Below are 25,642 nucleotides of genomic sequence, written 5' to 3'. Positions count from 1 at the left end.
CACGGACAGGATCAGGAGATCAACCTGGCCATTGACCAGGACTTTTGATGGCCGCCGACCAGGAACCGCTGTCCGTCAGCCTCGACTTTTCTGTCCGCTGATCAAGAGTTCCACGTGACCGCTCTCATCCGAGCTTCGACGCGACGCTCGGTCTCATCAGGGGACAACCCAGGCCGGACGGCGGTGATGACCGCGCGAGCGTACTCGTCGGTCTGTAGCAGCCCTGGTACGAGCTCGGATCGTCCTTGGGGCACTGACCATCCCAGGTTCCGGGGAGTCCGTGGCAGAAGCCCGCCGCTTTGTCATGAAACTTCTCGGCGCCGACCACCGGGATGTCGAGACCAGCAGGCTTCTACTCAGCGAGCTGATCGGAAACAGTCTCCGTCACAGCGCCAGTGGGCGAGGTGGCTCGGTGACCGTCGCAGTGCTGGACGTCGATGGCGCGCTGCGCATCGAAGTGCCCGATGGTGGCGGCGAGACCGTCCCCTGCTTGTGTTCAAGAGGAATGCTCCTGGAATCAGGGCGAGGCATGAAGCTCGTCGACGTCATGGCGACGCGATGGGGGTTCACCCGCGACTCCAGGGCGAGCACCACGACATGGTTCGAACTCGGCAACACCTGGAGCCCATCCTCGGAAGCACAGCGGACTATCGATCACCCCGGTGAGTGGATGCCACCCTTCCACTCGACCGAAGACGTCTGATCGACCGTCCTGTACGGCCGATCAGACGCCAGGGGAGCCGGTCGCCTGGCTCTTCCAGACCCGTCTTCTCCTTATTCAGGGGGCCGTACGTCCACTACGAACGCTGCTCTCACTCGTGGATCGGCGACCAGCTTGCTGATGCTGTCCGGGATGTTCTTCGCAGTGAACCCGTAAACAAGCCCCTCGCTCGCACGAGATCTCAAATCGGCAATATTCAAGCCGAATTGTTCCAGTACCGGGGAGTCCTTGGGCTCAAGGAGTGACACCCAACGTCGAAACTCGGTCACCAACGGCTCAGCATTTCCGCTCAAGTGACACGTGTCGAACCCTCGATAGCGACAGAAACTGGTCGGCTCCCAGGACAGAGGCTTTCCCGCCAGCGGCCCTGACAGAAAAATCACACCAGGATCCGGCCAGATCTTTCTCATCGCCGACTCAGAGACGGCCTTGTCAAGATAAATTACGACTTGAACAGCGGAATGACGCAAGACCGAATCACCACGAGCCTTCTCAATGAACGCTCGAGTGTCCCCGAACAAACGAGTAGGCTCGTCTTCGTCCATCGCCGCGAGAATATTTGTCATTCTCCAGGGCTGGACCGACGGGACTTGCACCGCCGAACGCGATCGCTCACTGATCTCGTCCGACCAGTAGGGCGGATCCGCCATGGCCATTCGAGGCCCGATGTGCACGGAAAGGACGTCGCGATAGTTAGAATCGCAATCCTGCGCATCGTCACCGACGCCGGAATCAAGAATATAGTCGGGATTCGTCGCGGCGAACGCGTTGAGCGCGACCAGCCTGAGCCGCTCACATCCCAGCAACCCATGTCGCCCCGTCTGTGTTGCGATCAGGGGTATGACCACGACCATGAACAACGCCACAAAGCCGCAAACGAGCATCACCTTCCACCTGGTGGATCTCAAGCCAGACCTGCCGTCTCTCTTAAGTAACGTTACAAAATCATATCGACCCACGGAACTGGGGCGGCGAACTTAGTCTGCCGCCCCAGCCCGTCAGTTTCTAACCTTCAAGAATCGGCGTTTTCAGAGTCGAGCCGACTTTATTGACAGGGGCGTCGAACGAACCATCGGGGTATGGGGTCTGCGGTGGATGCCTCCTCGTCTCGGCCTCGATGTCGGTCACGACCTCGGCCTCTCTCATTCTGCCGCTCTTGGCCCTGAAGGTCAGGAGCAGTTTGGCAGTTGTGTGGTGACGATAGTGCGAGATGGAGCAGTTACGAAGACACTCTGCGGTGAGCCACCCAACGCCGGTCGACAGGGTCGGATCCATACCCTTGCCCAGCGTGCGAGAATAGGGGATGCATTTGTAGCCGGTCGTGGTCTTGAATTGCGTGCCGACGCTACCGTATGTGTCCGTGCCCACCGTGAATCCGACGTTGTCAACCACCTCCGTCTCGGTCGTTCGGAAGCATGCTTCACTCTTGATCTGGAGCTTCGCGTGCGCCACCAAGTACTTCCCGTAACCGGAATTCCATTGCTTTTTGGTAGCCGGGAACAACTGCAGCAGGCTGCGTAGATCTCTGACTTCCCACTTCTCACGCCATTCGTTGTACGTTCCAGGTATCTCCCAGTTCGAGTAGTTCTGGACGAAGGTATGCCATGACTTGCCCGGTTGAATTTTGCCCGTCTTGCTATCACGCTCTCTGCCGAGATTCCCGGCCCACGTAACCCATTGGTAGGTGCCCACCGGTACGCCGGTGCTGCACGCAGCACCTGCAGACAAGGTACTTGCTGACGAAACACCTGCCGATCCACAATGCCCACCAGGCGGATCCGTGTCGTGGAGGTCCGTCGGATCCTCCTCTACTTCGAAAGGCACGTCGACAATGGTCAGATCGCCGCACCTGTCGAAGATAAACACGGAGATCGTGGGCGGGCCACTTGGATCGATCTGCCCAGAGGCCGTCTGCCCGGTACCCTCTTGGGTGGCCGATGCCGCATTTTGCGACGTCTCGTTCCAGTTCCGATCGACGGTCGCGGTCACACGCACCGTCCCACCGCTTGCTATCTGTGCAACTACATTATCGACCATAACCGTGGAATCAGTGCGCGTCAGACCCTCGGCATCTGCGGCCTCCTTGTCAGCAATCAGCTGAGTATTCAGGACCGACAACTTGGCGGTAATCGGCGCATCCGGGGTCACCCCGGGCGCTTCCCAAACCGTCGTCGCGCGGCCTTCGAGGATTGCATCCTGGGCCTGATAGTAATTTCTAATTCTCTCCGAATATGCCTGGTTGACCGATGCCGGCTGACCGTCGGGATCACGTGGCATGTCTACGTTCGGGTCGCATGGCTGTGACGGCGTAGGCGGCGCCGGCACGGAATTGGGAGTCACAGATGTAGATTCCCAGTCGCTTGCTCCGAAATCGTTCCTCGCACGAACTCTGATTGTGTAGGAGATGCCGTTCGTCAGTCCGGAGATGGCGACCGTTGGCTGGGATGCTTCTATGGTACGAACCACAGTGTTACCGTTGGAGACTTCGACGTCGTACCCGTCTAAAAGCACCGCCCCGCCACTGGTCTCCGGCACCCCCCAACTAGCTATCGCCCCGCCGTCACCCGGGGATGAACTCAGGTTCAACACCTTGCTCGGCGGCCCAGCGGGGAGATAAGTCAGCGCTATGGACGGCTGTTGTGCACTCCCGGATTCAGCGAAAGTGATTACATCGTCCTTGTTTGACGAGAGAAGCAGCCACTGATATTCACTGCCAGCAATATTCGCCTGTGGCGCTGTGATCGGCAAGCTGTACGAGGTGTGATCTTCCACGTCTCCGACGAGGGAGGCTCCCAAGGTGTCGGCCGTCACAGGGCTCTTCAACGGAACGGCATTGATCACGGCATCGGACGGGCAATTCCCTGCCGAGCATGTGGGGGTGCCGAGATTCAGGACGGCCTCAGAGACTCCGGCGCCATCAGGAAGCTCGTTCAGTCGGATTCCGAGAACCGTTACCGTCTTCTCTTCTCCGCTACCGCCGAAGCGCATCGTGGTGGAGTCGGCAAGCGGACAAGGGCCGCCGTCACACGCAGCGGAGCCGGTCTTCGCCACCTTGATGACGAGATTGTCTTTCAGCAGCGTGAGGTGCCTGACCGTCTCTTCGGGCTCAGTCGGTGTTCCCGGAACATTGAAGCTCACGGGGGCCGTCTTCGCGGTACAGCTCGTTGACACACAGGCTTGCATCTGCCACTTGTAGGTGCGACCCGCCTGCGTCATATTCTCGGGGATCTGGAGGCTCGCACGCGCGCCTCCGTTGACCTCTCGTTCCCCGAAGGGAGTCGTGCCGATCGGTGCCCCACTGCTGTCGTACAGGAAGAACTTAGCGGTGACGAGGCCGCTTGAGGGGCGAGAGACGACACCGGACAGGATCGGCTGCGATGGAGCTGCTAAACCCGTTTCCAAGCTGGACGGCGGGAAGGGCGCGTCCGTAGTGATGCGGTAGTAGGGCGATTCGTTGCACAGGTCGGGGTAGCCGGTGAGGCAGGCCTTGATCTTGAGTTTGAAGGTCTCCGGACTGCCGAGTTCGTAGGCTTTGTCGACCGCCTGATCAGAGGTGATGTTGTCGATGCGGATGGTCAGAGTTTTGAGGTTGGCTGCCACCCGATTGGAAGAGGCGCCAGGCTGCCCTGTGTTGTCCAGGGCGATCACCCGGTAGTAATAGGTGCCGGTGCCGGGCAGGTCGGTATTGGTGTAGGACAGTCCTGTTACCGTGGTGAGTTTTGTGGTGTTCGACGGAGTGAAATCCGCCTGCTTGGAGCGGTGGATCTCGTAGCCGCTGATGCCGTAGTCGTCGGTGGCGGCCTGCCAAGCCAGGGCGATCTTGCCTTCGCCTGGGTTGGCGGTCAGTGTGCCCGGTGCTGAGGGCGGGTTGCCTGGGATCGGTGGGGCGACCTGGGCATTCATGTCGGCTTGGAGTTGCTGGGCGTTCTGCGGGTAGTTGTAGATGCGTAGCTCGTCGATCAAGCCGCTGAAGTATTCACCCCACTGCGTGTTGCCGCCGATGTGCAACGCGCCACCGTCGTCCTGCAGGCCGCCGATGGCCGCAGTGCTGACCTGTGTGCCGTTGACATACAGTCTGGCGGTGCTGCCGTCGTGGGTGACGGCCAGGTGGGTCCAGGTGCCAGCGGGCAACGCGGTGGTCCCGTCAGCCTTGAGGTTGCTGCCGCCAGACCAGAACCAGCCGCTGGGCACGCCTGTGCTGTTGGAGGCGTATAGCCCGTAGGTCACGCCGCCGGCATGGTCTTTCATGGCGACCGTGCGCCAGCCACTGGTGGTGGTCGGCTTGATCCAGGTCGACATGGTCATCCCGGTGTTGAGCCGCAGGGAAGCGGCGTGTGGGATGGTAACCCAGCTGGAAGAGCCGTTGAACGACAGCGCCTTGCCGAATTTACCCGCGGCCCAGGTGGTGTCCCGGACGGTGCCGGCGTTGTTGTTGCCGGAATTGTCGGCCACGTTGGTGCCGGTGCCCTCATCCATGCCGTATCCGGCGACCAGGGCAGGTGTGGGCGGCGTGGTCGGGATGCCGGAGGTGGCGACAGGGGTGTCCATGTCGGTTTGGATCTGCGCCACGCTTTGAGCCAGGTTGTAGACCCGTACCTCATCGATGACGCCGCTGAAGTACTCGCCCCACTTGGTGTTGCCGCCGATGTGCAGCGCGCCGCCGTCGTCCATCAAGCCGCCGCCGATGGCCAGTTCGCTGACCTTGGTGGCATTGACGTACAGCCGCGCCATGCTGCCGTCATAGGTGACCGCCAGGTGCGTCCACGCGCCGGTGGCTAGACCTGCGGTGCCGTTGACCTGGTAGTGATTGGTGGCGTCTGATTTCAGCATCCAGGCGGTGGGAACGGTGCCGTTGGAGGCATACAGGCCATAGGCGGAGCCGCCCGCATGCTCCTTCATCATCGCGGTACGCCAGCCGCTGATCGTGCTCGGCTTGACCCAGGCCGATAGTGTCATGCGGTTTGTCAGCCGGAGGGACGCGGCGTGGGGGATGGTCACCCAGCTGGACGAGCCGTTGAACGACAGTGCCTTACCGTACTTGCCGTCCACCCAGGTGGCATCCCGGGTGGTGCCGTTGTTGTGCTCGACCGAGGCGTCGGTCACGGTCGAGCCGGAGCCCTGGTCCATCCCGTAGGCGGCGACCAGCCCCGCGATCGGTGTGGGGGTTGGTGACGCGGTGACCGTGGGCGTCGATGAGGGCGTGACGGTGCTCGTGGGGGTGGGGGTGGGGGTGGGGGTTGGCGTGGGTGTGGGTGTGGGCTCGGGGGGCGCCTGGATCACCGTGGTGGAATCCGTCAGCGTGACGGTGTAGTCGATGTTCTTGCCATCCACCGAGCGGGACTTGTAGCTGGTCTTGACCGTGGCCGAGCGGGAGATGGCGTCGTTGCCCACCAGGGAGTCGATCGACTCGGCGGTCATCGTGGGAATCTCCGGCGGCAGCAGATAGGAGACGCTCAGTCTGGGCGGAGAAGAGCCGTTGTCGGCGGAGTTGAATCTCCAATACTGCGAGCCGGGATAATTCGGGTCGTCGGGATACATCTGCCAAGACGGCTCAGTCGTTTGCAATCCCACCCCGTAGTTGGCGGTACCCGAGGCCCATGCCTTGGCCATCGAGGTGAGATCCCAGGTCGACCAGCTTGTCCCACAGGCAGGGATGATCGTCGAGGCGCCGGCGGAAGTGGTGGCGGGCTGATTGGCCCAGCTCAGCGAGAAGCCCCACGAAGAGGTGGCCCGGGAGACGGTCAGCGGCCAGGAATCGCAGCGACCTGTCCAGTTCCCGTACAGCTGCATCGAGGCGGAGATGACGGCCTTGCCACTGATAGGGGCGGTGTTGAACTGGATGAAGCTGCGCCTGTAGTAAGGCGCGTACTGGGTGCCCCACTGACATACGCTGCCGCTGCACTCGCGAACTTGGACCGCCTTGAGCGCGGTCCCTACAGACAGGTATGCGTCGGTGGTGTTGCCGCTGCCGTTGTTGCTTTCCACCGATCCGTCTTCGGTGACTGTCAACCCCACCGTGGGATCAACCGTGACCGGGAACGTGGTGTTGTCGTCGGCCAGGAATTTCGGATCCGGCTTGAGCACCAGCGTTTGTTCGCCGCCCGGCTCGGCGACCACCTTGGTATCGATCTTGCCCCACCGGTGATGCCCGGCTCGCGGATCGGTATTGGGGGCCTCCGTCATGAACGGCGTGCCCGCGGCGGCAACCGTCTTGCCCTTCCTATCGGTCAGCTGCAGCCCACCTGCCTTGGTCTTGGCCAGCGCCAAGCCCTTGGTCTGCACCCGGATACGGATCTCCAGCGGCTCCGTGGGCCGCTCGCGCAGCACCACATCATGAGAAAAGCCGGTACCCAGTGCAGTGACAACCAGGTCTGCCGCGGGCCCGGCGGCTCCGACGTAGACCGCCTTGTTCCCCTCGATCCGCGGCTTGGGCAGCGCCGATGGCCAAGACAGGGCCACTTCCTGCCCGCTCTCGCGGGTCAGCTTGGCAAACGGCCGTCCAGCGCCCCCAGAGGAGAATTCCACCTGCGCCTTGGCGAGCTTGGGCCGCAGCGCACCATCCTGTTCCGTCAGGGAGGTATCGATCCACGCCCACGACCCATCAGCCTGTTTCAGCTGAGCCGGACCGGTATAGCTGTCGGTGACCAGATGCCCGTCGGGGAACCCCAGGTCCTCGAGGTTTCGGTGAAGACCCCGGTCACCGCGATCGGCTGGTTTTGCCGCTTGGCATCCTCGATCGCGGCCCGCAGCGGCGCGTCAGGGTCTTGCGGCCGGGGGAACTCCGTGCGAGCGGGGGCCGGATTTGAGGTGGTGGCTTTCGTGTCGGCGACGGCCGATGACGCTGCCCCCGCTGTAAGAAGGGAGACCACCAGCACGGACGCTGACGTCGCCGCGATCGCACGGCGCAACCTCGTCTTTTTAGCTCTGGGTAGCCATGAACTCTCTGAACGTTCCACGCGCATGCAGTATCCTTTCCACGTCGAAGAATCTGCCGCCGGCGGGGGGGGCGACCAAACCATTCCGCCGGCAGCGAGGCGGTGACTAGACATAACAGGGGCCTTGACTCTTACAGAAGAGCCAAGGCCTCTGTTACGCATTGGAGCTGCACCAACTACCAGGCCACACCTGAAGCACTCCCTAAAAGTATGGCCTGGCACGATCATGCGAAACAAGATTATCTCTGACGGTCGTTATAAATCCGAGATAAAGAGGGGAGTTGGTTATCATTAAGCTGACGCGCGGGCTATCGTGGAAAACACGTACACGCCGTCAAGCCCTGTCATGCTCCCGGTCCGCGTGGCGGAGTCGCCGACCAGCGCGTCGAGTCCAAGACCGTCAACGTCCTGTCCGCCCTGGCCACCGCCACGCTCGACGCGCGCTCCGTACGTCAGGCCGCCAGCACCCGCCACCCGGCAGGCCATCGGCCTGATTCGCTACTGCGGTGCTATGCCCACACTCAAGAGTGACCGCGGCGCTCAGATCCTCGGGCACGACGACTGAAACCGACAGGGTCGAACTGTGGTTTCGACTCCCTGACGGATCAGCCGGTCAGGCGGGAAGGCCATAAGCAGAAGAAATCCTCGAATCCCTCGCCCGATATGGCCAATTTGAGGCGCAGGAAACCACGAAGTGTCAGTGGATCACCATCGGAGAGCGGTCCGAAGGTCGCCTTGGGCTCGGCCAGCGAGCCGATCCCCTGCCGCCGTGGTGGGCGATCAACGCCAGCGCCCCCTCCGGCCCGACCACCGTCGGCGCCGCCCGGTTGGGTGCGGCTCGGGTCGGAAGCAGGCGGCTCGGGGACGGGAGGGTGCGGCTCGGGCCGGGGGTGGGTCAGGCGGGGACGGTGGGGAGCCAGGTGGTGATGATTTGGTCGAGGACGTCGAGGGGGACTGCGGCGTTGCCGAGGACGGTGGCATGGAAGGCGCGGATGTCGAAGCGGGGGCCGAGGCGGGTCTCGGCGAGGTCGCGCAGGCGGCGGATCTCGCGGCGGCCGATCATGTACGCCAGGGCCTGGCCGGGCCAGGAGATGTACCGGTCGATCTCGTTGCGGACGTTGGCCCGCGTGGTAGCGGTGTTGTCCCACATGAATTCCATGGCCCGCTGCCGGGACCAGCCGAAGTGGTGCATGCCGGTGTCGACGACCAGGCGGCAGGCGCGCAGCGCGTCGAACGAGAGCATCCCGAGCCGGGCCAGGTCGGAGGTGTAGAGCCCCATCTCGTCGGCCAGCCGCTCGCTGTAGAGGCCCCAGCCCTCGACGTAGCCGCACACCTCGGCGTCCAGGAAGCGCCGGTACTCGGGCAGGTCGGTCAGCGTCTGCGCGGACGCGATCTGCAGGTGGTGGCCGGGCGTGCTCTCGTGGAAGGCCAGCGCCTCGTACTCGTACACGAACCGCTCGCCCGGGTCGGTGGTGAGCACGCAGAAGGCGCCGGGACGCGAACCGTCGCCGGAGGGCCCGCGGTAGTACGCGAGCGCGGCGTTGCCCGCCTTGATCGGGTTGATCTCCTCGACGACGCAGTCGGAGATGCCGTAGTCGGGGAACCAGCCGCCCGTGGCCTCCTGGGCGCGGCGCAGGGCGTCGGTGACGGTGGCGACGATCTCGCCGCTGGTGGAGAAGCGCAGCGTGGGGTCCTCGCGCAGCCGCTTGCGGATCTCCTCGACGTCGCCGGTGCCGAGCGCCCGTCCGCCCACCTCGGCCCACTCCTCCCGCAGGCCGGCGAGGCAGTCGAGGCCGATCTGGTGGATCTCCTCGGGCGTGAGGTCGGTGGTGGTGTGCCGCCGTACGGCCGCCCGGTAGCCTTCCTCGCCGCCCGGGACGAACCGGACGCCGACCCGGTCGTCGGGGCGGGCCACCGGCAGGAGTTCCTCCCGCAGCCCGGCGAGCAGGCGGCGCAGCGCGGGCCGCACGGACCCGGCGACGATCTCGGACGCGCGGGCCCGCACCCGGTCGGCGTCGATGCCGTCGGGCATCCGGGGACTGAGCAGGGTGTCGTCCTCCAGCGCGAGCCCGAGATGGCCGGTGAGCTGGTCGATCGCCTGGCCGACTCCGACGCGGGTCGGGATCCGCCCATCGGCCTTGGCTCGCAGGTGCCGGTCGAGGACCGCGTCCAGGAACGGCGGCAGAGCGGCCAGCCGCTGGAGGTACGCCTCGGCGCCGGCGGCTTCGGTGATGGACGTGGCCGGGACGGCCATGAACATCATCGACTGCGGCGCCGAGTAGCCGTCCGCGGACGCGCCCGTCTCCCAGAGCGCGTGTTCGAGGTCGGCCCGCATGGCCCAGGCGAGGCGTCCTAGCACGGCGTGGTTGACGCGGTCGGCCTGGTTCAGGACCTCCGGGTCGATCTCCGCGAGCCGTCGTTCCAGGTCGGCGAGCTTCGCGGCGTCGGCGCGCGAGCCGTCCCGGCTGACGTCGGGAACCAGGCCGTCGAAGCCCGAGACGCCGAGCAGCGTGGCGCTGAACGGGTCGGCGGTGTGCTTCACCTGGAAGAACTCGTCGCTGAGCCGGGCGAGCCGCTGGTCGGGCGCGGGGGTCGCCTCGGATGCGGGCTGGTTGTCGGCCACCACTTCTCCTCTGGTTCCTCGGGGTATGAGGTCGTCCCTGAGGTTGTACATGACGGTTTACGGGTCGATGTCCACGACAGGCCAGGCGACATGTCCGACGTCATGTCCGCATCAGGCCAGCTCGCCGTGGGCCCCTCATGATGTCGCCGCCCGGCACGGCGACGATCTCCTCGTCGGAGATGGCTTTGCGGCACCCGCAGCAGGCCGGCCTTTCCGGTCCGGTGGGCGTGCCGGACGTCGTCCGGCGTCCGGATCACGATGACGTCGTCCCGGTGGGCCATAGCGGCCTCCGTACCGGCCCGGCGCTCCGTTCTGGTGGCTCACGTGCGTCGCGAATTGAAATCCGCACCGACATTCGAGGTGGCCATCTGTAAGGAAAGGCAGGGGCTAATGCTGGCCTTTCATCCCATAAATCCGCTATCTTACTGTTTCAAACGCTTTCGCCTGGACTGGATGGATCTGACCATGGGCCGAGTGGCGCACCGCATTGGGATGACTTCGGAGGGAAACCCCGCTTTAATCGCTTCGGTCCAGGTACCCTTCCCGCCATGCCCCCTCGTCGCCGTACGGCCCCACCGAACTCCTCGATCGCTCCACTGCGGGATCTGACCGACATATCCATCCAGACCCCGCCGGTTCCGCTCGACGACGTGGACAGGCAGATCCTGGTGCTGCTCAGCAAGGACTCGCGGCGGTCCCAGCGCGCGCTGGCCCGGGAGCTGAAGATGTCCGCCCCCGCCGTCGGCGAGCGGATCGCGCGGCTGGAGCGGCTCGGCGTCATCCGCGGGTACGGCGTCCGGCTGGACTGGAGCGCGGCGGGCTTCCCGATGACGGTGTACCTCACGATCACCGCCGTCCAGGGCTACCAGCAGAGCGAGCTCGTGGCCAAGCTCACCCAGCTCCCGGAGCTGGAGTCGCTCGACATCGTCACCGGCCCGATCGACCTGCTGGCCCGGCTGCGCGTCCGCGACCACCTGCACCTGCGCCGGCTCCTCATGGAGCGCGTCTGGCAGATCGAGGGCGTGCAGCGCACCGAGACCTCGCTGAGCATCATGGAGATCGAGCCCAAGAACCTGGTCACCGAGCTCCTGTCGGGCGAGCACGTCCAGGACGACGCCTGAGCGGGGCCCGGCCGCGGCGTCCGGCCACCCCTCGGGCGTCGGGCCGTGCGCGGGCCCGAAGCCGCGGGGGTGAGGTCCATCCACCCGGCCATACCCTGGAGCACGTCGTCGTAGCCGGCTCGGCGCTGCGCGGCCCGGTCATGCCGAAGCCGCTCAGTGAGCTGCACACGATCGCCGGGTTGAGGTGCTTGAGGTCGTCGTAGCGGATGCGCAGCTTGGCCGGGACGTCGCCGCGCAGGTTGGAGTGCACGACGTCGCTGACCCGCACCAGGTTCTCGAAGACGGCCCGGCCCTCGGGTGGAGATGTCCAGGTCCAGGCCGCGCGGCGGCCCGGTCTTCAGCGTCTACTGTGGTGGTAGCAATCCAGGATCCCGCGTGATCGCAAAGGGCATCATCTCAGGCCTCAATCGACGTTGGCCCTGTTCCAGCACTTCTATACGGCCCAACTCGGTTTCAGCGCCCATCCTGTGACTTCGATATACGAGGCTCCCGCGCGCGGCCGGGCGGGGGCCTCGCGGCGTCCACCTGATGGGACGCGTCATCCGTGGCACCGACAAGAACGTCTCCGCGTCGGCCCGGACCCACTGATCGCTCCGTTCCGGAACGCTGCCCGTCTTGCGAAGAATGAAGGAATTCGTGGAGGATTGCGGCTGCTCGCGTCCATGTCCACAGGAGTGTCCGTGGGGCTAGTAGCGTGGGCGCTGAGGGGCTTCTCATGGCGTCGCCGATCACCCTGGACGGGGTCCGGACCCGGCCGGCGGACATCGCGGACATCGCACGCGCCGATGCGCCCGTGTCCCTGGACCCGGGCGGGCTCGACCGCGCGCTGGCGTCGTACAAGGCCGCCAAGGAGATCGCGGCACGGCGTCCCGTCTACGGGCGCACCACCGGGGTCGGCGCCAACCGCACCGAGCAGGTGACCGCGGGCGAGGGGGACGTCCACGGCCTACGTCTCCTGCGCAGCCACGCGGGCGGCGCCGGCCCGCGCGAGCCGGACGTCCACGTGCGCGCGATGCTCGCCGTCCGGGCCAACCAGATCCTCGCCGGAGGGGCCGGGCTCCAGCCAGCCTTCGCCGAGGCGCTGGCGCGGGCCCTGAACTCGGGGTTCCTGCCGGAGATCCGGGAGGTCGGGGCGATCGGGACGGGAGACCTCACCGCGCTGGCCGAGGCCGGGCTGACGTTGATCGGCGAGCGCCCCTGGGCCGAGGGAACGACGCCTCCCCCAGGTGAGAACCGACCGGGCGCGGAGGGCGCTTCCCCGGCCCCCGGAGAGCCCCTCGCCGGACCTCTCGGGCGGACCGATCCCCCCGCGCCCGTCAAGCTGGAGGCCGGGGACGCGCTCGCCTTCTGCAGCAGCAGCGCCATGACGATCGGCCAGGCCGCCCTCGCCTGGTCGGAGATCGCCACCCTGCTGCGGGCGGCGCAGGTGACCGCCGCGCTGTCCCTGCTCGCGGTCGACGGCGGCACCGAGCCCTACGACGCGCCGGTGCACGCCGGGCGTCCGCATCCGGGCGCCGTCAAGGTGGCCGCCGAGATTCGGCGCCTGCTCGGCGGCCCGCGTACGGCGGCGCCCCGCGTCCAGGACCCCTTCGGGTACCGCTGCCTCCCCCAGGTGCACGGCCCGGCGGTCGAGGCGGCGGACGAGCTCGAACGCGTCCTCGGCGTCGAGATCAACGCGGCCGCGGAGAACCCGCTGATCGTGGCGGCCGAAGGCACGGTTCACCACCACGGCGGCTTCCACCAGGCCGCGCTCGGGCTCGCGCTCGACCACCTGCGCCTCGCGCTGCTCCAGGCCGGGCACCTGTCGGCCGCGCGCCTGGCCACCCTCATGGACCCGGGGTACACCGGCCTGCGCCCCTTCCTCGCCGACGACGCGCCCGCCGCCTCGGGCGCGATGATCCTGGAGTACTCGGCGACCTCGGCGCTGGCCCGCCTGCGCGGCGCCGCGCACCCGGCCTCGCTGGGCCACGCCGTCCTGTCGCGCGGCATGGAGGACCACGCGAGCTTCGCCCCCCAGTCGGCCCGCCAGACCCTCGACGCGGCCGCGTCCTATCGGCTCGTCCTCGCCTGCGAACTGGTCGCGGCCGTGCGCGCCCTGCGCCTGCGCGGCGCCGCCCCCGACCCCTCCACCCCGGCCGGCGCGGCGTTCGCTCTGGCGGCCGCCCGGCTCGACCCCCGCGAGGAGGACCGCCCCCTCGGCTCCGACGTCGACACCGCCGCGGACCTCCTCGGCGCCCTCGCCGCGCTCTGACACGCGCCACATCGCCCCCGAGGCAGGATCAGGGGTGGGCAGATCCCGTCCCCGACGGGACGAACTACAGTTTCCTCCGCCAGGGCGACCCGCGGTCCCCGTCCCGCGTACGGAAGGGCGGGCGCCGCACGGGCGCCCGGCCGGAGGTCACGCCGTCCGGGACTCCAGGCCGGGCGGCCCACCCCATGGAGGACCCGCGCGCGTGCGGCCACCCATCCCGAGCAGGAACGGACGGAACCAGCGACGTGACTCAAGCGACACTGCCACAGGCACCGGAGCCGCGATCGGCCCCCGGACCGGAGGGCCCCGCGAAGCCCTCGGAGCCGCCGGCACGGGCGCACGACCGTATGCGGGCCCTGGACGGGCTCCGGTTGCTGGCCGCGCTGATGGTCTGCTTCTACCACTACACGGGGAGGAGCGGCCAGATCGCCCAAATATGGGGCCAGTCCCCCAAGGAGCTCTTTCCCACCGCTCTGTGGACGTCCGCGTCCTACGGCTCCCTCGGCGTGCAGATCTTCTTCGTCATCAGCGGCTTCGTCATCTGCATGAGCAGCTGGGGCCGCACGCTGGGCGACTTCTTCCGCTCGCGCGTCGCCCGCCTCTACCCCGCGTACTGGGTGGCCATCGCCCTGGTCACCGCCGCGTGCTTCGTCCTGCCCTCCGTCAGCGAGCCGCTCCGCCTGCACGAGATCCTGGTGAACCTCACCATGCTCCAGCAGCCGACCGGGGTGAACCGGGTGCTCGCCGTGTGCTGGACCCTGTGGGTGGAAATGCGGTTCTATCTGCTCTTTGCCCTCTTCGTCATCTGGAAGGGGGCCACCTACCGGCGGGTCGTGATCTTCTGCTGTCTGTGGACGGTGGCCACCGGCCTGGCCCAGGTCGCGGACAACGCCCTGCTCAGCGAGATCGTGATGCAGGACTACGCGCCGTTCTTCGTCGGCGGCCTCGCGCTCTACCTGATCCACCGGTACGGCGGTGATCTGCTGTCGTGGGGCATCGTGGCCGTGAGCTGGATGCTCGGCCAGTACTACGCGACGATCACGCTGTGGGACCCGGCGGTGACCAAGGTCTTCCACATGCGCTCGCCGTATCTGATCCTGCTCGTCGTCACCTTCGCGTTCGCGTCCGTGGCGGTCGTCGCCATGGGCTGGCTGCGCTGGGCGAACTGGCGCTGGCTGACGTTCGCCGGCGCTCTCACCTACCCCTTCTACCTCGTGCACGAGCACCTCGGCTGGTTCGCGATCACCGTCCTGCATCGCAGGCTCCACCTCGGCGCGGTCCCGACGCTCGTCGCCTCGATCGCCTCGATGCTGGTGATCGCCTGGCTCGTGCACCGGCTGGTGGAGCGCCCGCTCGGCCCGCGCCTCAAGCGCGCCCTGAAGCGCCCGGCCATACGGTTGAGCCAATAGGGGCTCAGCCGTTCAGGCTCACGGTGAGGCGGGCCGCCAGGCCGGTGTTCCTGCGGGTGCCGAGGCGGTGGACCGCCGCCTCCAGGGCGTCGCGGCGGCCCACCAGGACCACCCACGCCTTGGCCCGGGTGACCAGCGTGTACAGCAGCCTGCGGCGCAGCATCACTCCCCCGGCGTCGGCGACGATCGGCGCGACCACGAACGGGTACTCGCTGCCCTGCGAGCGGTGGACGCTGATCGCGTAGGCGTGCGTCAGCTCGTCCAGCTCGCCGAAGGTGTACTGCACGGTCTCGCCGTCGTCGGTGCGGATCTCGATCAGGCGGTCCTGCGGATTCACCGCCGTGACCGTGGCGGTCTCGCCGTTGAACACGCCCTTGTCGTAGTTGTTGCGGATCGGCATGACCCGGTCGCCCACCCGGAACACCGACGGGCCCGACCAGTGCTCGGCCACGCCCTCGCGGGCCGGGTTCAGCCGCTCCTGCAGCCTGCGGCCGAGCTCGCCGGTGCCCGTCGGCCCCTTGCGCATGGGGCACAGCACCTGGACCTGGTCGGGGCCGATGTTCTGCTTGCGCGGGATCGCCTCCGTCGCCAGGTGGACGACCCGCTCGGCCACCTGCTCGGCGTCGTCGAGCTCCTCGAACCAAAAACCGCCCCGGCCCGGCAGCGTGGGCACCTCGCCGGCCCGGATGTGGTGGGCGGCCTGGACGATGCCGCTGTCCTGCGCCTGCCGGAAGACGCGGGTCAGCCGGATGCGCGGGATCTGCTCGGCCCGCAGCAGGTCGGCCAGGACGCTGCCGGGCCCGATGCTCGGAAGCTGGTCGCTGTCGCCCACCAGCAGGAGGTGGCCGCCCTCCGGGATCACCGACGTGAGCCGGGTGGCGAGCTGGAGGTCGAGCATCGACGCCTCGTCCACCACGACCAGGTCGGCATCGGCCGGGGACTGCTGGAACAGCGCGCCGTCGTCGCGGTCGGCCTGCTGGGCGAGCATGCGGTGGACGGTCATCGCGGGCAGGCCGGTGAGCTCCGACAGGCGCTTGGCCGCCTTGCCCGTCGGGGCGGTGAGCGTCACCCTGCCGCCCATCGCGCGCACGGTCGCCGCGATGACCTTGAGCGTGTGGCTCTTGCCGCAGCCGGGGCCGCCGGTCAGGATCGACACCGTGCTGGTCAGGGCCAGGTTCACCGCCACGCGCTGGTCTTCGTGGAGCCCTTCGTCCTCGGTGTAGGGGCGGTGGGGCATCGTCGAGCGGGCCCGCAGCAGCCGGGTCAGGTTCGCCGCCAGGGCGACCTCGCGGCTGTGGTGCTCCTTGGAGTACACGACCACCTGGCCGTGCCCGGCCGGCGAGGCCTCGACGACGACCCGGCGCTCGGCCGCCAGCGCGTCCACGGCCCGGTGGATCAGCTCCTCGTCCTGCTCGACGAGGGCGACGGCGGCGGCGACGAGGACGGGCAGCGGCAGGTAGCAGTGACCGTCCCGGGCGGCCGCCGCGTCCAGCCGGTCCGCGACCGCCGCCTTCATGCGCTGAGGGCTCGTCTCCGGCACCCCCGAGCGCAGCGCGATGCGGTCGGCGGTGTGGAAGGCGATGCCCCGGACCCGGCCGATCAGCCGGTAGGGGTCGGAGGCCAGGACCTCGCGCGCCTCCTCGCCGTAGACCTGGTAGATCTTGGCCGCGAGCAGCGGGCTCACTCCGAAGCCCTGCAGGACGACCATCAGCGCGGCGACGGCCTTCTGCTCGGCCCACGCCTCGACGATCTGCGCCTGCCGGGCGACGCCGATGTTCACGACCTCCGTGAGGCGCTCCGGCTCGGTGTCGATGACCGTCAGAGTGCGCTCGCCGAAGTGTTCCACGATGGCCTGGGCGAGCCTCGGCCCGATGCCGCGGATCAGGCCCGAGCCCAGGTACAGCGCGATGGCGGGCACGGTGGAGGGGACCACCCGTTCGCAGCGCCTGACCACCAGGCGTCCGCCGTGGCGCGGGTGCTCCTCCCACTCGCCGGCCAGGCGCAGCGTCTCGCCCGGCTGCACCCCGGCCAGCGCGCGCCCCGAGGCCACGAACGCCGGGCGCGTCTCGGCGCTCATGCGCGCGACGGTGTACTCGTCCTCGCGGACGTACACCAGCCGCTCGACCGACGCCTCCACCTCGATCAGGCTCGGCTTCGCGAGCACGGTCACCGTGCGCTCCCGGGGTCATGGACGGGCACCTCTTCGCAGGAGATTAGCGGTCCCCAGCCGGTACGCCCCATGAGCCCCAAGGTCACGGGCGCGTGAGGTGCTCATGGAGGCGGCGGCACTCCTGGACGAACATGCCGCCGCCCTTGCGCCCGGCGACCGCGGCTACCTCAGGGATCTCGCCTCGGGCCTCCGTCCACTGCGCGACCGTGACAGCGAACCCGACGAGCCCCGCCAGGTCTCCACGCGGCCGTTCGCCCGCGGCGGGAAGCCGGGCGGGGACGAGCGCCCGCAGCACCTGCCAGACCTCGTGGTGCGCGCCGCGCTCGGCGGCGTTGTTCAGCGCTTCCAGGATGTGCCGCTGCTTGAACCACGTCCACCGGATGAGCAGCCCGAGCTGGACGCCGAGTTCCGCCGCGGGGAGGTCCCCGCGCGCCGCCATCGTCAGCAGGACCTGCACTCCGTGGCCGCCGTCCGGCTGGGCCAGGAAGTACGCCACGATCAGCGCGGTCGCGGCGCCCGCCGGACCGCCCGCCGGGGCGAGCATGGCCGCGTGCGCCGGGTAGACGCCCGGCCGGTTCCACTGGTACAGCAGGTGCGGCAGCATGTGGGCGGCGACGACCTCGCGGTGCGACGGCATGATCGACGTCCACCAGGTCATGTAGCCGCCGTGCACCTCCCCCGTCCACCCCACAGGTTCGGTCAGCAACTCGTCGACCGCGTCCAGCCCGGTGGGGGTGAACTTCAGGCGCGATCGCAACGTGATGTGAACGGAGTCGGCGGGCGGCCGCTCGTCGAGGTAGTACTCCGTCGCACCCTCGATGTAACCCCAGCGAAGCTCGACCTCCGGGTCCGGGATTCCGCCGGCGGCCAGCAGGCGTGCCACCGTACGGCCGGCTTCGGAGGCGAGCCGCGCCGCGCGGGCCGCCGCCTCGAGATGGGCGCCGCGCGGCAGGCGCAGCAACGCCTGTCCGAGGTCGGCGGGCAGTGGCGCGGCCTGCGCGGCCTCGCACTCCTCCAGCCGGGAGACCAGGACATCCGGGTCGAGCGTCCCGTCGGACCAGGTGGGTGTGGCCAGCAGGACCGGCGGCAGCATGCCGGACTTCAGCGCCGCGAGGACCTCGGCGAACCGGCGCAGCACGAACATGTGCGGGCGTGAGACATGATGCGGGTCGGGCAACCGGTCCCGGGGGACCTCCGGCTGCGGCCGGTGCGAGCCGAGATCCGAGCGGGGCCGTACCGCGGCCATGGACAGCCGAGCGGGGTCCGCGCGGGCGTCGCAGTGGTATGCGACAACCTCTGTGGCGTGCTCTTCCCGCTCATCCGCGGGACCGACGTCCAGCGCGACCTCACTGCCGAGCGTCGTCAGGCCGGCCCCGGAGAAGATGTCGTACCAGAGCCCGGTCGGCAGGTCGGTGAACGTCACCGCACCGTCATGCCCTGGTCCCTCCGGCTCCGCGCCGTCGTGCCCCGCGCCATCGTGCGCCGGGCTCCCCTGCTCCAGAGCATGGACCTTCACCTCCTCTTCCGGCGTCCGCGTACCGGCGTGGGCGAGCGCGGCGAAGAAGGCCGACACGTCGAGCGCCTGCGACTTTTCCACCATCACCGGCGAAGGGTCGGGCGGAACCGGCGGTTCGACGCCCGGTGTGATCAGCTCCTTGGCGATCGCCTCCTGCCAGTATTCGACGTTCGTCCACGTCCGCAAGTCGAACAGGTTCGGGTGGCGGGTGCCGGCGTGAGCGCGCTCCAGTGCCTCCGCCAGACCCTGCCGGTCTCGCCCGGCGAGGCGGACGAAGCCGGCGAGCCAGCGTTCGGCCTCCCACCAGCCGTCCACGGACCGGCCCAGCGACCGCATCGAGGCGGCGCCGTCAGGGACGGACGGGAAGGCCCGGACCCGCGGTGGCTCCGGAATCGGCGGCGGCGCGAAGGGCGGGGCGACCGGCGCGGCGGCGACCTCGCCCCCGAAGACCGCGGCCAGCCGCTCACCGGACGCGGGCGGCAAGGCGGGGACGGCCTCCCTGATGCGCTCGGCTCCGAGCGGGCTGAAGAGCCGGGCGTGCTTGAGGGCGAGCTGGGTGGCCCGGTGCCGGACCTCGGACGATTGGTGCTGCAAGGCCGTGGCCAGCGCGGGCGCCAGTTCGTCGGCGCGTTCCGGCGCCTTCAGCACCGTCTGGTCGAGCCAGGTCAGGCCGGGCCGCGCCAGCGAGGCCTCGGCCCGGAACAGCAGGCCTTCGAGCGCCTCGACGACGTCGGCCAAGGCATGGTCGTCGAGCCGCCGCAGGTGACGAAGGGCGAGCTCGGCGACCGGCCCCGGCGCGGAGGGCAGCAGGCGCAGGTGATCGCGGCGCCGCGCCTCCACCTCGGTCTCGGACGGGTCCAGCAGTTCGTGGAGGCGGACGAAGAACCGCAGGTCCTGCGCGGACCCCCCGCGCAGGAAACGCCGGACGCACCCGTCGAGCAGCGACTCGCGGGAGACGGAACCGGCTCGCGCCAGATCGCGGATCTTGCGCAGCCACGGCGAGATCGGGTGGGCGCGTTCGTTCCGCAACGCCCGGCCGGCGCCTTCCGCCTCGAAGATCCGCGGTAACAGCGCCAGGAGCAACGGGTCCTCCTCCCGCTCCTGCCCTGCCAACGCCGACGTCTCGGGGGCCGGACCCGGCCCCGCCGTGAGCCAGGCCACGACCAGGGGATCGTGCGCGGGCGGTTCGGCCCCGGTGTGCCGCAGCATCGCCAGCGCAAGGGCGCCGCCGGCGTCGCGGGGACCGCGCAACCTGGACGCGAGCCGTACGGCCAGCTCGGCCTGCCACTGCGCGGGGCGGTGGGCCAGGAGCCTGACGACCGGCGCGGGGTCGCCGAATTCGGTGCGGCCGGTGAACGGCCGCCAGACGAGGAAGTCCCCGCGGGTCACCCACGCCGCCACCGCGGTGACCGCCGAGAGCGTGCCCGCGCCCGCCAGCCGCATCAGGTCGGCCCAGTCCTCCCACGGCTCGCGCACCGGCATGAACGGTCTGCCACGCCAGTGGTGCTCCTCCCCTTCGTTCCGCCTGCGCTCCTCCTCCCAGCGCTCCCACTGCTTCGCCTCGGCGTGGGCACGCAGGACGGGGATGTGACCGCGCAGCTCGTCCGCGACGAGCTTGCGCTCGCCGTGGTCCAGGCCGGCGAGCCGCTCGATGAGCTCGCCGGCGTCGCCCGCGTCGATGAGATCGCGTACCTCGTCCCAGGCCGTCATCGCCGGGCTCCTTCCGCGGCGCGCGCCGTGATGCGGGTGGCCAGGACGTGTTTGCAGGGGCCGCGGGAGCCGCGGTGGTCCAACCACCAGGGACAGGTGCACGAGCCCTGGTCCAGGCCGACCGTGTAGACGCCTCCGGCCGTGGTCACCTGGGCCGTGCCGGGGCCGGTGAGGCCGACGGCGTCCGCCGCCACCAGCGCCCGGGCGGCGGACAGGCGCGGGTTCAGGATCTCGACGTGCTCGCGGTCGTAGGGCAGCTCGCGGTGGAAGTGGCCGGCGTCGGCGAGGTCGTAGCCGACCCTTCCCGCGGTGCCCAAGCGCACGGCCGCCATGCCGGACGCCTCGGCGCGCAGGTCGAACCCGGACGCGATCACCTGGACCTCGGCGAACCCGCGCAGCCATCGCTCGGGCAGCGGCACCTTCTTCTCGATCACCGCGCCGTCCATCGTGGTGACGGCCAGTTCGTCGGCTCCCACCCCGAGGTGCAGCGGGTCGCGCCCGCCGACCCGGGCCAGTGCCTCGCGCAGCGGGCCGTTGACGTCGACGTTGGTGGTGCCGCGGCCGAACACCTCGCCGTCGAGCGCCTGGCCCATCAGGTCGAGCCGGGCGTACACCCCGCCGCAGGCAGAGAACGACTCCAGCCGCAGCCGCTCGCCATCGCAGGTGATCACCGGATCGCGCGAGTAGGCGGAGCCGCCGCCCGCGCGCGGCTGGTGGTAGCGCGCCGGCGCGACGTCGGCGAGGGCCAGAAGGCCCAGCGCGGCCGGAACCGCCTGGGTGACCACCCCGCTGAAGAACCTGGGGCGCCCGGCGAGGCCGGTGGCGGTGCGCCCGCCCGACGTCGACAACCCCAACTGATCGCCCACCAGCGTGGACGGCCCGGCGTAGGAATACGCCTGCACTGCGCTCGTCATGCCAGAAACCGTAAAGATCGCCGCCGACAGAATCCCGCGACCATGGCTTCCCGGTCCGCCCTTAACTCTGAATCCAGCGGCCCGAAATCCAATACGTCACGAAGGTCGGAAAGGTTACCGGCCGATCACCCCTGCACGGGAGGCATGGAGCCCCCGTGGCCGTCCGGACCCGATGACGGGCGCCGGACCGGGCCGCAAACCCCTGGTCCACCGGGCCGGTGTGAACCCGCTTTCCCCGGGCATGCATGCTGGCCATAGGAGAGCCGCGATCCGGGAGGCTGAGCTCTCATGCTGATCGTGGGGACGTCCGGATGGCAGTACGCCCACTGGCGCGGGGTCCTGTACCCGCCCGGGCTGCCGCAGCGCCTGTGGCTGGAGCGGTACGCCGAGTGCTTCGAGACCGTCGAGAACAACAACGCGTTCTACCGGCTGCCCGCGCGGGAGACGTTCGAGGGCTGGCGCGAGCGCACGCCCGCCGGCTTCGTCATGGCGGTCAAGGCGAGCCGCTTCCTGACCCACATCAAGAGGCTCAAGGACCCGGAGGAGCCGGTGGACAGGCTCATGGAGGCGGCCGGGGGCCTCGGCCCGAAGCTCGGCCCGATCCTGCTCCAGCTCCCGCCCACCCTGCGCGCCGACCCCGACCGGCTGGACGCCTGCCTGCGCCGCTTCCCGCGCGGCACCCGCGTGGCCGTCGAGCCGCGGCACCCCTCGTGGTGGACGGACCGGGTGCGCGACGTCCTGGCCGCCCGCGGCGCCGCCCTGTGCTGGGCCGACGTGCTCGGCAGGCCGGTGACCCCGCTGTGGCGCACCACCGGCTGGGGTTACCTGCGCCTGCACCAGGGCCGCGCCCACCCCTGGCCTTCGTACGGCGAGACGTCCCTGCGCTCCTGGGTGCACCGCGTCGGCGACGGGTGGGACACGGCGGACGAGGACGTCTACGTCTACTTCAACAACGACCCGAACGGCGCGGCCGTCCGCGACGCCACGCGCTTCGCCACCCTGGCCCGCGCCGAGGACCGTCCGGTGACCCGCACCCCGGAGGGCGTCCCCCCTGTGCCCGCCGCCCAGTCGTAGGGCGCCGGCTCACGAACGCCCCGCGCACCGCCTCGTCGGCCTGGTGAAGTGCGCGGACAGGCCGACGTAACATACAGCGTGGCATCCCAACCTGTGAATCCTCGCCGGCCCGGGCCCATCACCGCCGAGCACGGCACCACCGGCCCGGCCCGGGTGGTGGCGCTCTAGTGGCGGGAACGATCCCGGACGCCGCGTCGCCTATCACGGTGTTGCTGGTGGAGGACGACGAGGTGATCCGCAAGACGGTGGGCATGGCGCTGGAGCGCTACGGTTACCGCCTGTCCACCGCCGGTGATGGCCTGAGCGGCCTGGAGTCCTTCCAGGACGGCGGGCACGACCTGCTGCTGCTCGACGTCATGCTGCCCGGCCTGGACGGCATCGGCCTGTGCCGCAAGGTCAGGGAATCCAGCATGGTGCCGATCCTGATGATGTCGGCGCGGGGCGACGCCCTGGACGTGGTGTCGGGCCTGGAGGCGGGCGCGGACGACTACGTCGTCAAGCCGGTCGACATGCCCGTGCTGGTGGCCAGGATCCGCTCCCTGCTGCGGCGGGCCACCTTCACCGCGCAGCCGGAATCCACCGGCGCCGCCGTCGGCATCGGGGGCGCCGGCACGTCCACGCTCACCTTCGGGGATCTGACCATCGACAGCGGCGCCCTTGAGGTGTGGCGGGCCGGACGGCCCGTCGCGCTGGCCCCCACCGAGCTGCGGCTGCTCCTTCAGTTCGCCGCCCACCCCGGGCTCGTGCTGGACCGCCGGACGCTGCTGCGCGACGTGTGGGACTACGGCTGGGACGGCGACAGCCGGGTGGTGGACCTGTGCGTGCAGCGGCTTCGGAAGAAGATCGGCGCCGAGCGCATCGAGACGGTGCGCGGCTTCGGCTACAAGCTGCGCCGTTCATGAATCCGGCCTCCTTGCGGTGGAAGATCGCCGTACTGGTCGCCATGGCGTCCTGCTCGGTCGCGGCCGTGGTCGGGGTGCTGGTGCATCGGGCGACCTTCGACCGGTCGCTCCGCATCGGGGAGGACACCGCGGTGCAGACCGTCACGCAGGTGGCGGACGAATACGCGCGCACCGGCACGGCGCCGGGTGACGTGCTGAAGGATCCGGCCGAGCTTCCTGAGGAGCTGCGGCAGCGGCTCACGTCCGCCGGAACGGCCACCTGGTACGGCGAGGAACGGCCTGGCGAGCCCTGGATGTGGGCCGTCAGGCCGGTGGGAGACCACGTGGTCACCGCCAAGATCGACATGGGAACGGAGCTGAGGAGCCTGCAGGCCCTCGACCGGAACATGGTGAAGGCCGCGCTCGCCGCGCTCGCCGTCGTCGTGCCCGTATCGGCGCTCGCCGCCGAACTGCCGAACCGGCGGCTGCGCCGAGTGGCCGCCACCGCACGGCTCATCGCGGACGGGGATCTGAACGCCCGTACCGAGGCGGGCGGCCGTGACGAGATCGCCGGCATCTCGGCGGCCGTCGACTCGATGGCGGCGACCTTGCAGCGGCGGCTGCTCGCCGAACAGCGCTTCACCGCCGACGTCGCCCACGATCTGCGCACCCCGCTGATGGGGCTTCTCACCGCGACCGAGCTGCTGCCCGGCGGCGAGGCGACCGACCTGGTTCGCGACCGGGTCGGCGTCCTGCGGTCGCTGGTGGAGGACCTGCTGGAGATCTCCCGCCTGGACGCGGGGGCCGAGCAGGCCGAGCGCTACCCCGTGCCGCTCGGTGGCCTCGCCGCCGAGTCGCTGCGCCGCCTCGATCTCACCGCCCGATTGACGGTGGAGGGCGACCCCGTGGCCGACACCGACCCGCGCCGCCTGGACCGGATCATCGCCAACCTCGTCGCCAACGCGCACCGGCATGGCCGGCCTCCGGTGGAGGTCGGCGTGAGCGGCCGGACGATCGTGATCCGCGATCACGGGCCGGGCTTTCCCGATGACCTGGCGGCCGAGGGGCCGCAACGCTTCCGCACCGGCAGAGCCGAACGCGGCCAGGGCCACGGTCTGGGCCTGACCATCGCTCTCGGCCAGGCCCAGGTGATCGGCGCCGAGCTCGTCTTCGCCAACGCCCCGGACGGCGGCGCGATCGTCACGCTCCGCCTCCCGGGCTGACATACGCGTCCGACCTCCGGCGCCGATACACACCCGATACGCACCTGAGCGGCGGCTGATGAGCCGCTTCCGCAAGGTCGAGACCTCCGCGGCCGAACGTGGCCGGTAAGCGCCCGATCAAGGCGTGAACCGACCGCTCGTGGAGGTCCCGCCATGTGTTCCGCCCGTCACAACGTCGGCCGCTCCGTGCTGTGGGCCTGCGTCCTCGCCCTGATGGTCGCCGGCGTGTCCGGCTGCGCCGGCTCGGCCCGCGGTGACATCCGGGCCGCACCGCCCCGGCCTGTCATCGACCTGTCACTGCCGTGGCCGAGCGAAGGGCAGGCCGGTATCGAGGTGGTCGGCGTGGGCGGCCTCGGTACGAGCGGCCAGATGAGGCCGGTGCCGATCGCCAGCGTGACCAAGGTGATGACGGCCCATGTGATCCTCAAGGATCACCCGCTCAAGGACGGCGAGGCGGGTCCGCTCATCGAGGTCGACAGGACCGCCGCCACCGAGTCGTTGTCCGGGCAGGAGTCCACCGCGCCCGTACGGGAAGGGCAGCGGCTGTCGCTGCGCCGGTTGCTGGAGCTGATGTTGATCCCGTCCGGCAACAACGTCGCCCGGCTGCTGGCCCGCTGGGACGCCGGATCGCAGGAGGCATTCGTCGTGAAGATGAACGCCGCCGCCGCCGGCCTCGGCATGGCCGACACCGTCTACACCGGCGCCAGCGGCAACGAGGATTCCACGGTCAGCACGGCGGTCGACCAGTTGAAGCTGGCCCGGCAGGTGATGAAGGACGAGGTGTTCCGTCAGGTCGTCGCCATGACCGAGACGACGGTGCCGGGCGACCCGAGCGTGCACCGCAACACCAACACCCTGCTGGACAAGCCCGGTGTGATCGGCATCAAGACCGGGTCGGGCACCGCGGCGGGCGGCAACCTGATGTGGGCCGTCAAGGCCAAGGTGAACGGCAGGACTCGCCTGGTGCTCGGCGTCGTCCTGGCCCAGAGACCGGGCACCAACCCGACGGCGGGCAAGTACGCCGCGCTGGACGCCGGCGACAGGCTGATCACCGCTGTGCGGAAGGAACTGGCCTCCCGGTGACACCTGGCCGG

16 protein-coding genes are annotated in these 25,642 nt (G+C 69.1%); 8 read left to right on the top strand and 8 right to left on the bottom strand.

Going from position 1 to position 25,642, the window contains the following annotated elements:
• Positions 1–101: 101 nt before the first annotated feature.
• Positions 102–254, bottom strand: a complete 153-nt coding sequence (locus DQ384_RS42530) for a Scr1 family TA system antitoxin-like transcriptional regulator (protein ID WP_245967056.1) — start codon at positions 252–254, stop codon at positions 102–104.
• Positions 255–280: 26 nt separating this feature from the next.
• Here DQ384_RS42530 and DQ384_RS40690 point away from each other — a divergent pair, with 26 nt between their 5' ends.
• Entirely contained in the window at positions 281–703 is a 423-nt protein-coding gene (locus DQ384_RS40690) for an ATP-binding protein (RefSeq protein WP_147269048.1), read from the top strand.
• 71 nt (positions 704–774) lie between these two features.
• On the opposite strand, the gene DQ384_RS40685 is transcribed toward DQ384_RS40690, so the two are convergent.
• From DQ384_RS40685 to DQ384_RS37540, 3 genes are all read right to left on the bottom strand, one after another.
• Positions 775–1,608 (bottom strand): hypothetical protein, encoded by an 834-nt coding sequence (locus DQ384_RS40685; protein WP_147269047.1) that lies wholly within the window; start codon positions 1,606–1,608, stop codon positions 775–777.
• A 118-nt stretch (positions 1,609–1,726) separates the two neighbouring features.
• On the bottom strand, positions 1,727–7,246 hold the full coding sequence (locus DQ384_RS37550; RefSeq protein WP_147269046.1) for a LamG-like jellyroll fold domain-containing protein: 5,520 nt from the start codon (positions 7,244–7,246) through the stop codon (positions 1,727–1,729).
• A 1,305-nt stretch (positions 7,247–8,551) separates the two neighbouring features.
• Complete coding sequence (locus tag DQ384_RS37540) at positions 8,552–10,279, bottom strand: DUF885 domain-containing protein (protein WP_181871634.1); 1,728 nt, start codon at positions 10,277–10,279, stop codon at positions 8,552–8,554.
• Positions 10,280–10,827: 548 nt separating this feature from the next.
• Between DQ384_RS37540 and DQ384_RS37535 the strand changes: the two genes are divergently transcribed.
• Positions 10,828–11,400: an Lrp/AsnC family transcriptional regulator gene (locus DQ384_RS37535; protein ID WP_114033634.1), complete on the top strand. Its 573-nt coding sequence runs from the start codon at positions 10,828–10,830 to the stop codon at positions 11,398–11,400.
• Here the strand turns inward: DQ384_RS37535 and DQ384_RS44025 are convergent.
• The gene (locus DQ384_RS44025; RefSeq protein ID WP_342769491.1) at positions 11,357–11,650 is read right to left on the bottom strand and encodes a CoA transferase; all 294 of its coding nucleotides are present in this window, start codon (positions 11,648–11,650) and stop codon (positions 11,357–11,359) included. The genes DQ384_RS37535 and DQ384_RS44025 overlap by 44 nt on opposite strands.
• A gap of 465 nt (positions 11,651–12,115) precedes the next feature.
• On the opposite strand from DQ384_RS44025, the gene DQ384_RS37525 reads away from it, so the two are divergent.
• Together DQ384_RS37525 and DQ384_RS37520 are read left to right on the top strand one after the other, a co-directional pair.
• Positions 12,116–13,651 carry an aromatic amino acid ammonia-lyase gene (locus DQ384_RS37525; protein ID WP_114033633.1) on the top strand — a complete coding sequence of 512 codons (1,536 nt, stop codon included), beginning with the start codon at positions 12,116–12,118 and terminating at the stop codon, positions 13,649–13,651.
• Between the two features lie 347 nt (positions 13,652–13,998).
• Positions 13,999–15,060 (top strand): acyltransferase family protein, encoded by a 1,062-nt coding sequence (locus DQ384_RS37520; protein WP_220183353.1) that lies wholly within the window; start codon positions 13,999–14,001, stop codon positions 15,058–15,060.
• A gap of 4 nt (positions 15,061–15,064) precedes the next feature.
• Here DQ384_RS37520 and recD2 read toward each other — a convergent pair whose 3' ends face one another.
• The 3 genes from recD2 to DQ384_RS37505 all read right to left on the bottom strand — a co-directional run bounded on the left by recD2 (position 15,065) and on the right by DQ384_RS37505 (position 21,370).
• Positions 15,065–17,230, bottom strand: a complete 2,166-nt coding sequence (recD2, locus tag DQ384_RS37515; RefSeq protein ID WP_114033632.1) for an SF1B family DNA helicase RecD2 — start codon at positions 17,228–17,230, stop codon at positions 15,065–15,067.
• Positions 17,231–17,312: 82 nt separating this feature from the next.
• The gene (locus DQ384_RS37510) at positions 17,313–20,456 is read right to left on the bottom strand and encodes a DUF7824 domain-containing protein (RefSeq protein WP_114033631.1); all 3,144 of its coding nucleotides are present in this window, start codon (positions 20,454–20,456) and stop codon (positions 17,313–17,315) included.
• Positions 20,453–21,370 (bottom strand): SWIM zinc finger family protein, encoded by a 918-nt coding sequence (locus DQ384_RS37505; protein ID WP_114033630.1) that lies wholly within the window; start codon positions 21,368–21,370, stop codon positions 20,453–20,455. The genes DQ384_RS37510 and DQ384_RS37505 overlap by 4 nt, the downstream gene beginning before the upstream one ends.
• Positions 21,371–21,658: 288 nt before the next feature.
• Here DQ384_RS37505 and DQ384_RS37500 point away from each other — a divergent pair, with 288 nt between their 5' ends.
• From DQ384_RS37500 to DQ384_RS37485, 4 genes are all read left to right on the top strand, one after another.
• Positions 21,659–22,444, top strand: coding sequence for a DUF72 domain-containing protein (locus DQ384_RS37500; RefSeq protein ID WP_114033629.1), 786 nt, complete (start codon positions 21,659–21,661; stop codon positions 22,442–22,444).
• 167 nt (positions 22,445–22,611) lie between these two features.
• On the top strand, positions 22,612–23,346 hold the full coding sequence (cseB, locus tag DQ384_RS37495; protein WP_114033628.1) for a two-component system response regulator CseB: 735 nt from the start codon (positions 22,612–22,614) through the stop codon (positions 23,344–23,346).
• The gene (locus DQ384_RS37490) at positions 23,343–24,548 is read left to right on the top strand and encodes a sensor histidine kinase (RefSeq protein ID WP_114033627.1); all 1,206 of its coding nucleotides are present in this window, start codon (positions 23,343–23,345) and stop codon (positions 24,546–24,548) included. The genes cseB and DQ384_RS37490 overlap by 4 nt, the downstream gene beginning before the upstream one ends.
• Positions 24,549–24,701: 153 nt before the next feature.
• A complete protein-coding gene (locus tag DQ384_RS37485) occupies positions 24,702–25,631 on the top strand; it encodes a D-alanyl-D-alanine carboxypeptidase family protein (protein ID WP_114033626.1) in 930 nt (309 codons plus the stop codon).
• Positions 25,632–25,642: the final 11 nt, after the last annotated feature.

The sequence above is a fragment of the Sphaerisporangium album genome (assembly GCF_003323745.1).
Lineage (GTDB): Bacteria > Actinomycetota > Actinomycetes > Streptosporangiales > Streptosporangiaceae > Sphaerisporangium > Sphaerisporangium album.
Note: the sequence above shows the minus strand (reverse complement) of the source record. Positions and strands in the feature narration are given on the sequence as shown.

Bases quoted from the DNA above. Each gene is read 5' to 3' on its own strand.
- DQ384_RS37535 (WP_114033634.1), top strand. From the start codon at position 10,828: ATGCCCCCTCGTCGCCGTACGGCCCCACCGAACTCCTCGATCGCTCCA.
- DQ384_RS37525 (WP_114033633.1), top strand. From the start codon at position 12,116: ATGGCGTCGCCGATCACCCTGGACGGGGTCCGGACCCGGCCGGCGGAC.
- DQ384_RS37520 (WP_220183353.1), top strand. From the start codon at position 13,999: ATGCGGGCCCTGGACGGGCTCCGGTTGCTGGCCGCGCTGATGGTCTGC.
- DQ384_RS37510 (WP_114033631.1), bottom strand. From the start codon at position 20,456: ATGACGGCCTGGGACGAGGTACGCGATCTCATCGACGCGGGCGACGCC.
- DQ384_RS37505 (WP_114033630.1), bottom strand. From the start codon at position 21,370: ATGACGAGCGCAGTGCAGGCGTATTCCTACGCCGGGCCGTCCACGCTG.
- DQ384_RS37500 (WP_114033629.1), top strand. From the start codon at position 21,659: ATGCTGATCGTGGGGACGTCCGGATGGCAGTACGCCCACTGGCGCGGG.
- DQ384_RS37490 (WP_114033627.1), top strand. From the start codon at position 23,343: ATGAATCCGGCCTCCTTGCGGTGGAAGATCGCCGTACTGGTCGCCATG.
- DQ384_RS37485 (WP_114033626.1), top strand. From the start codon at position 24,702: ATGTGTTCCGCCCGTCACAACGTCGGCCGCTCCGTGCTGTGGGCCTGC.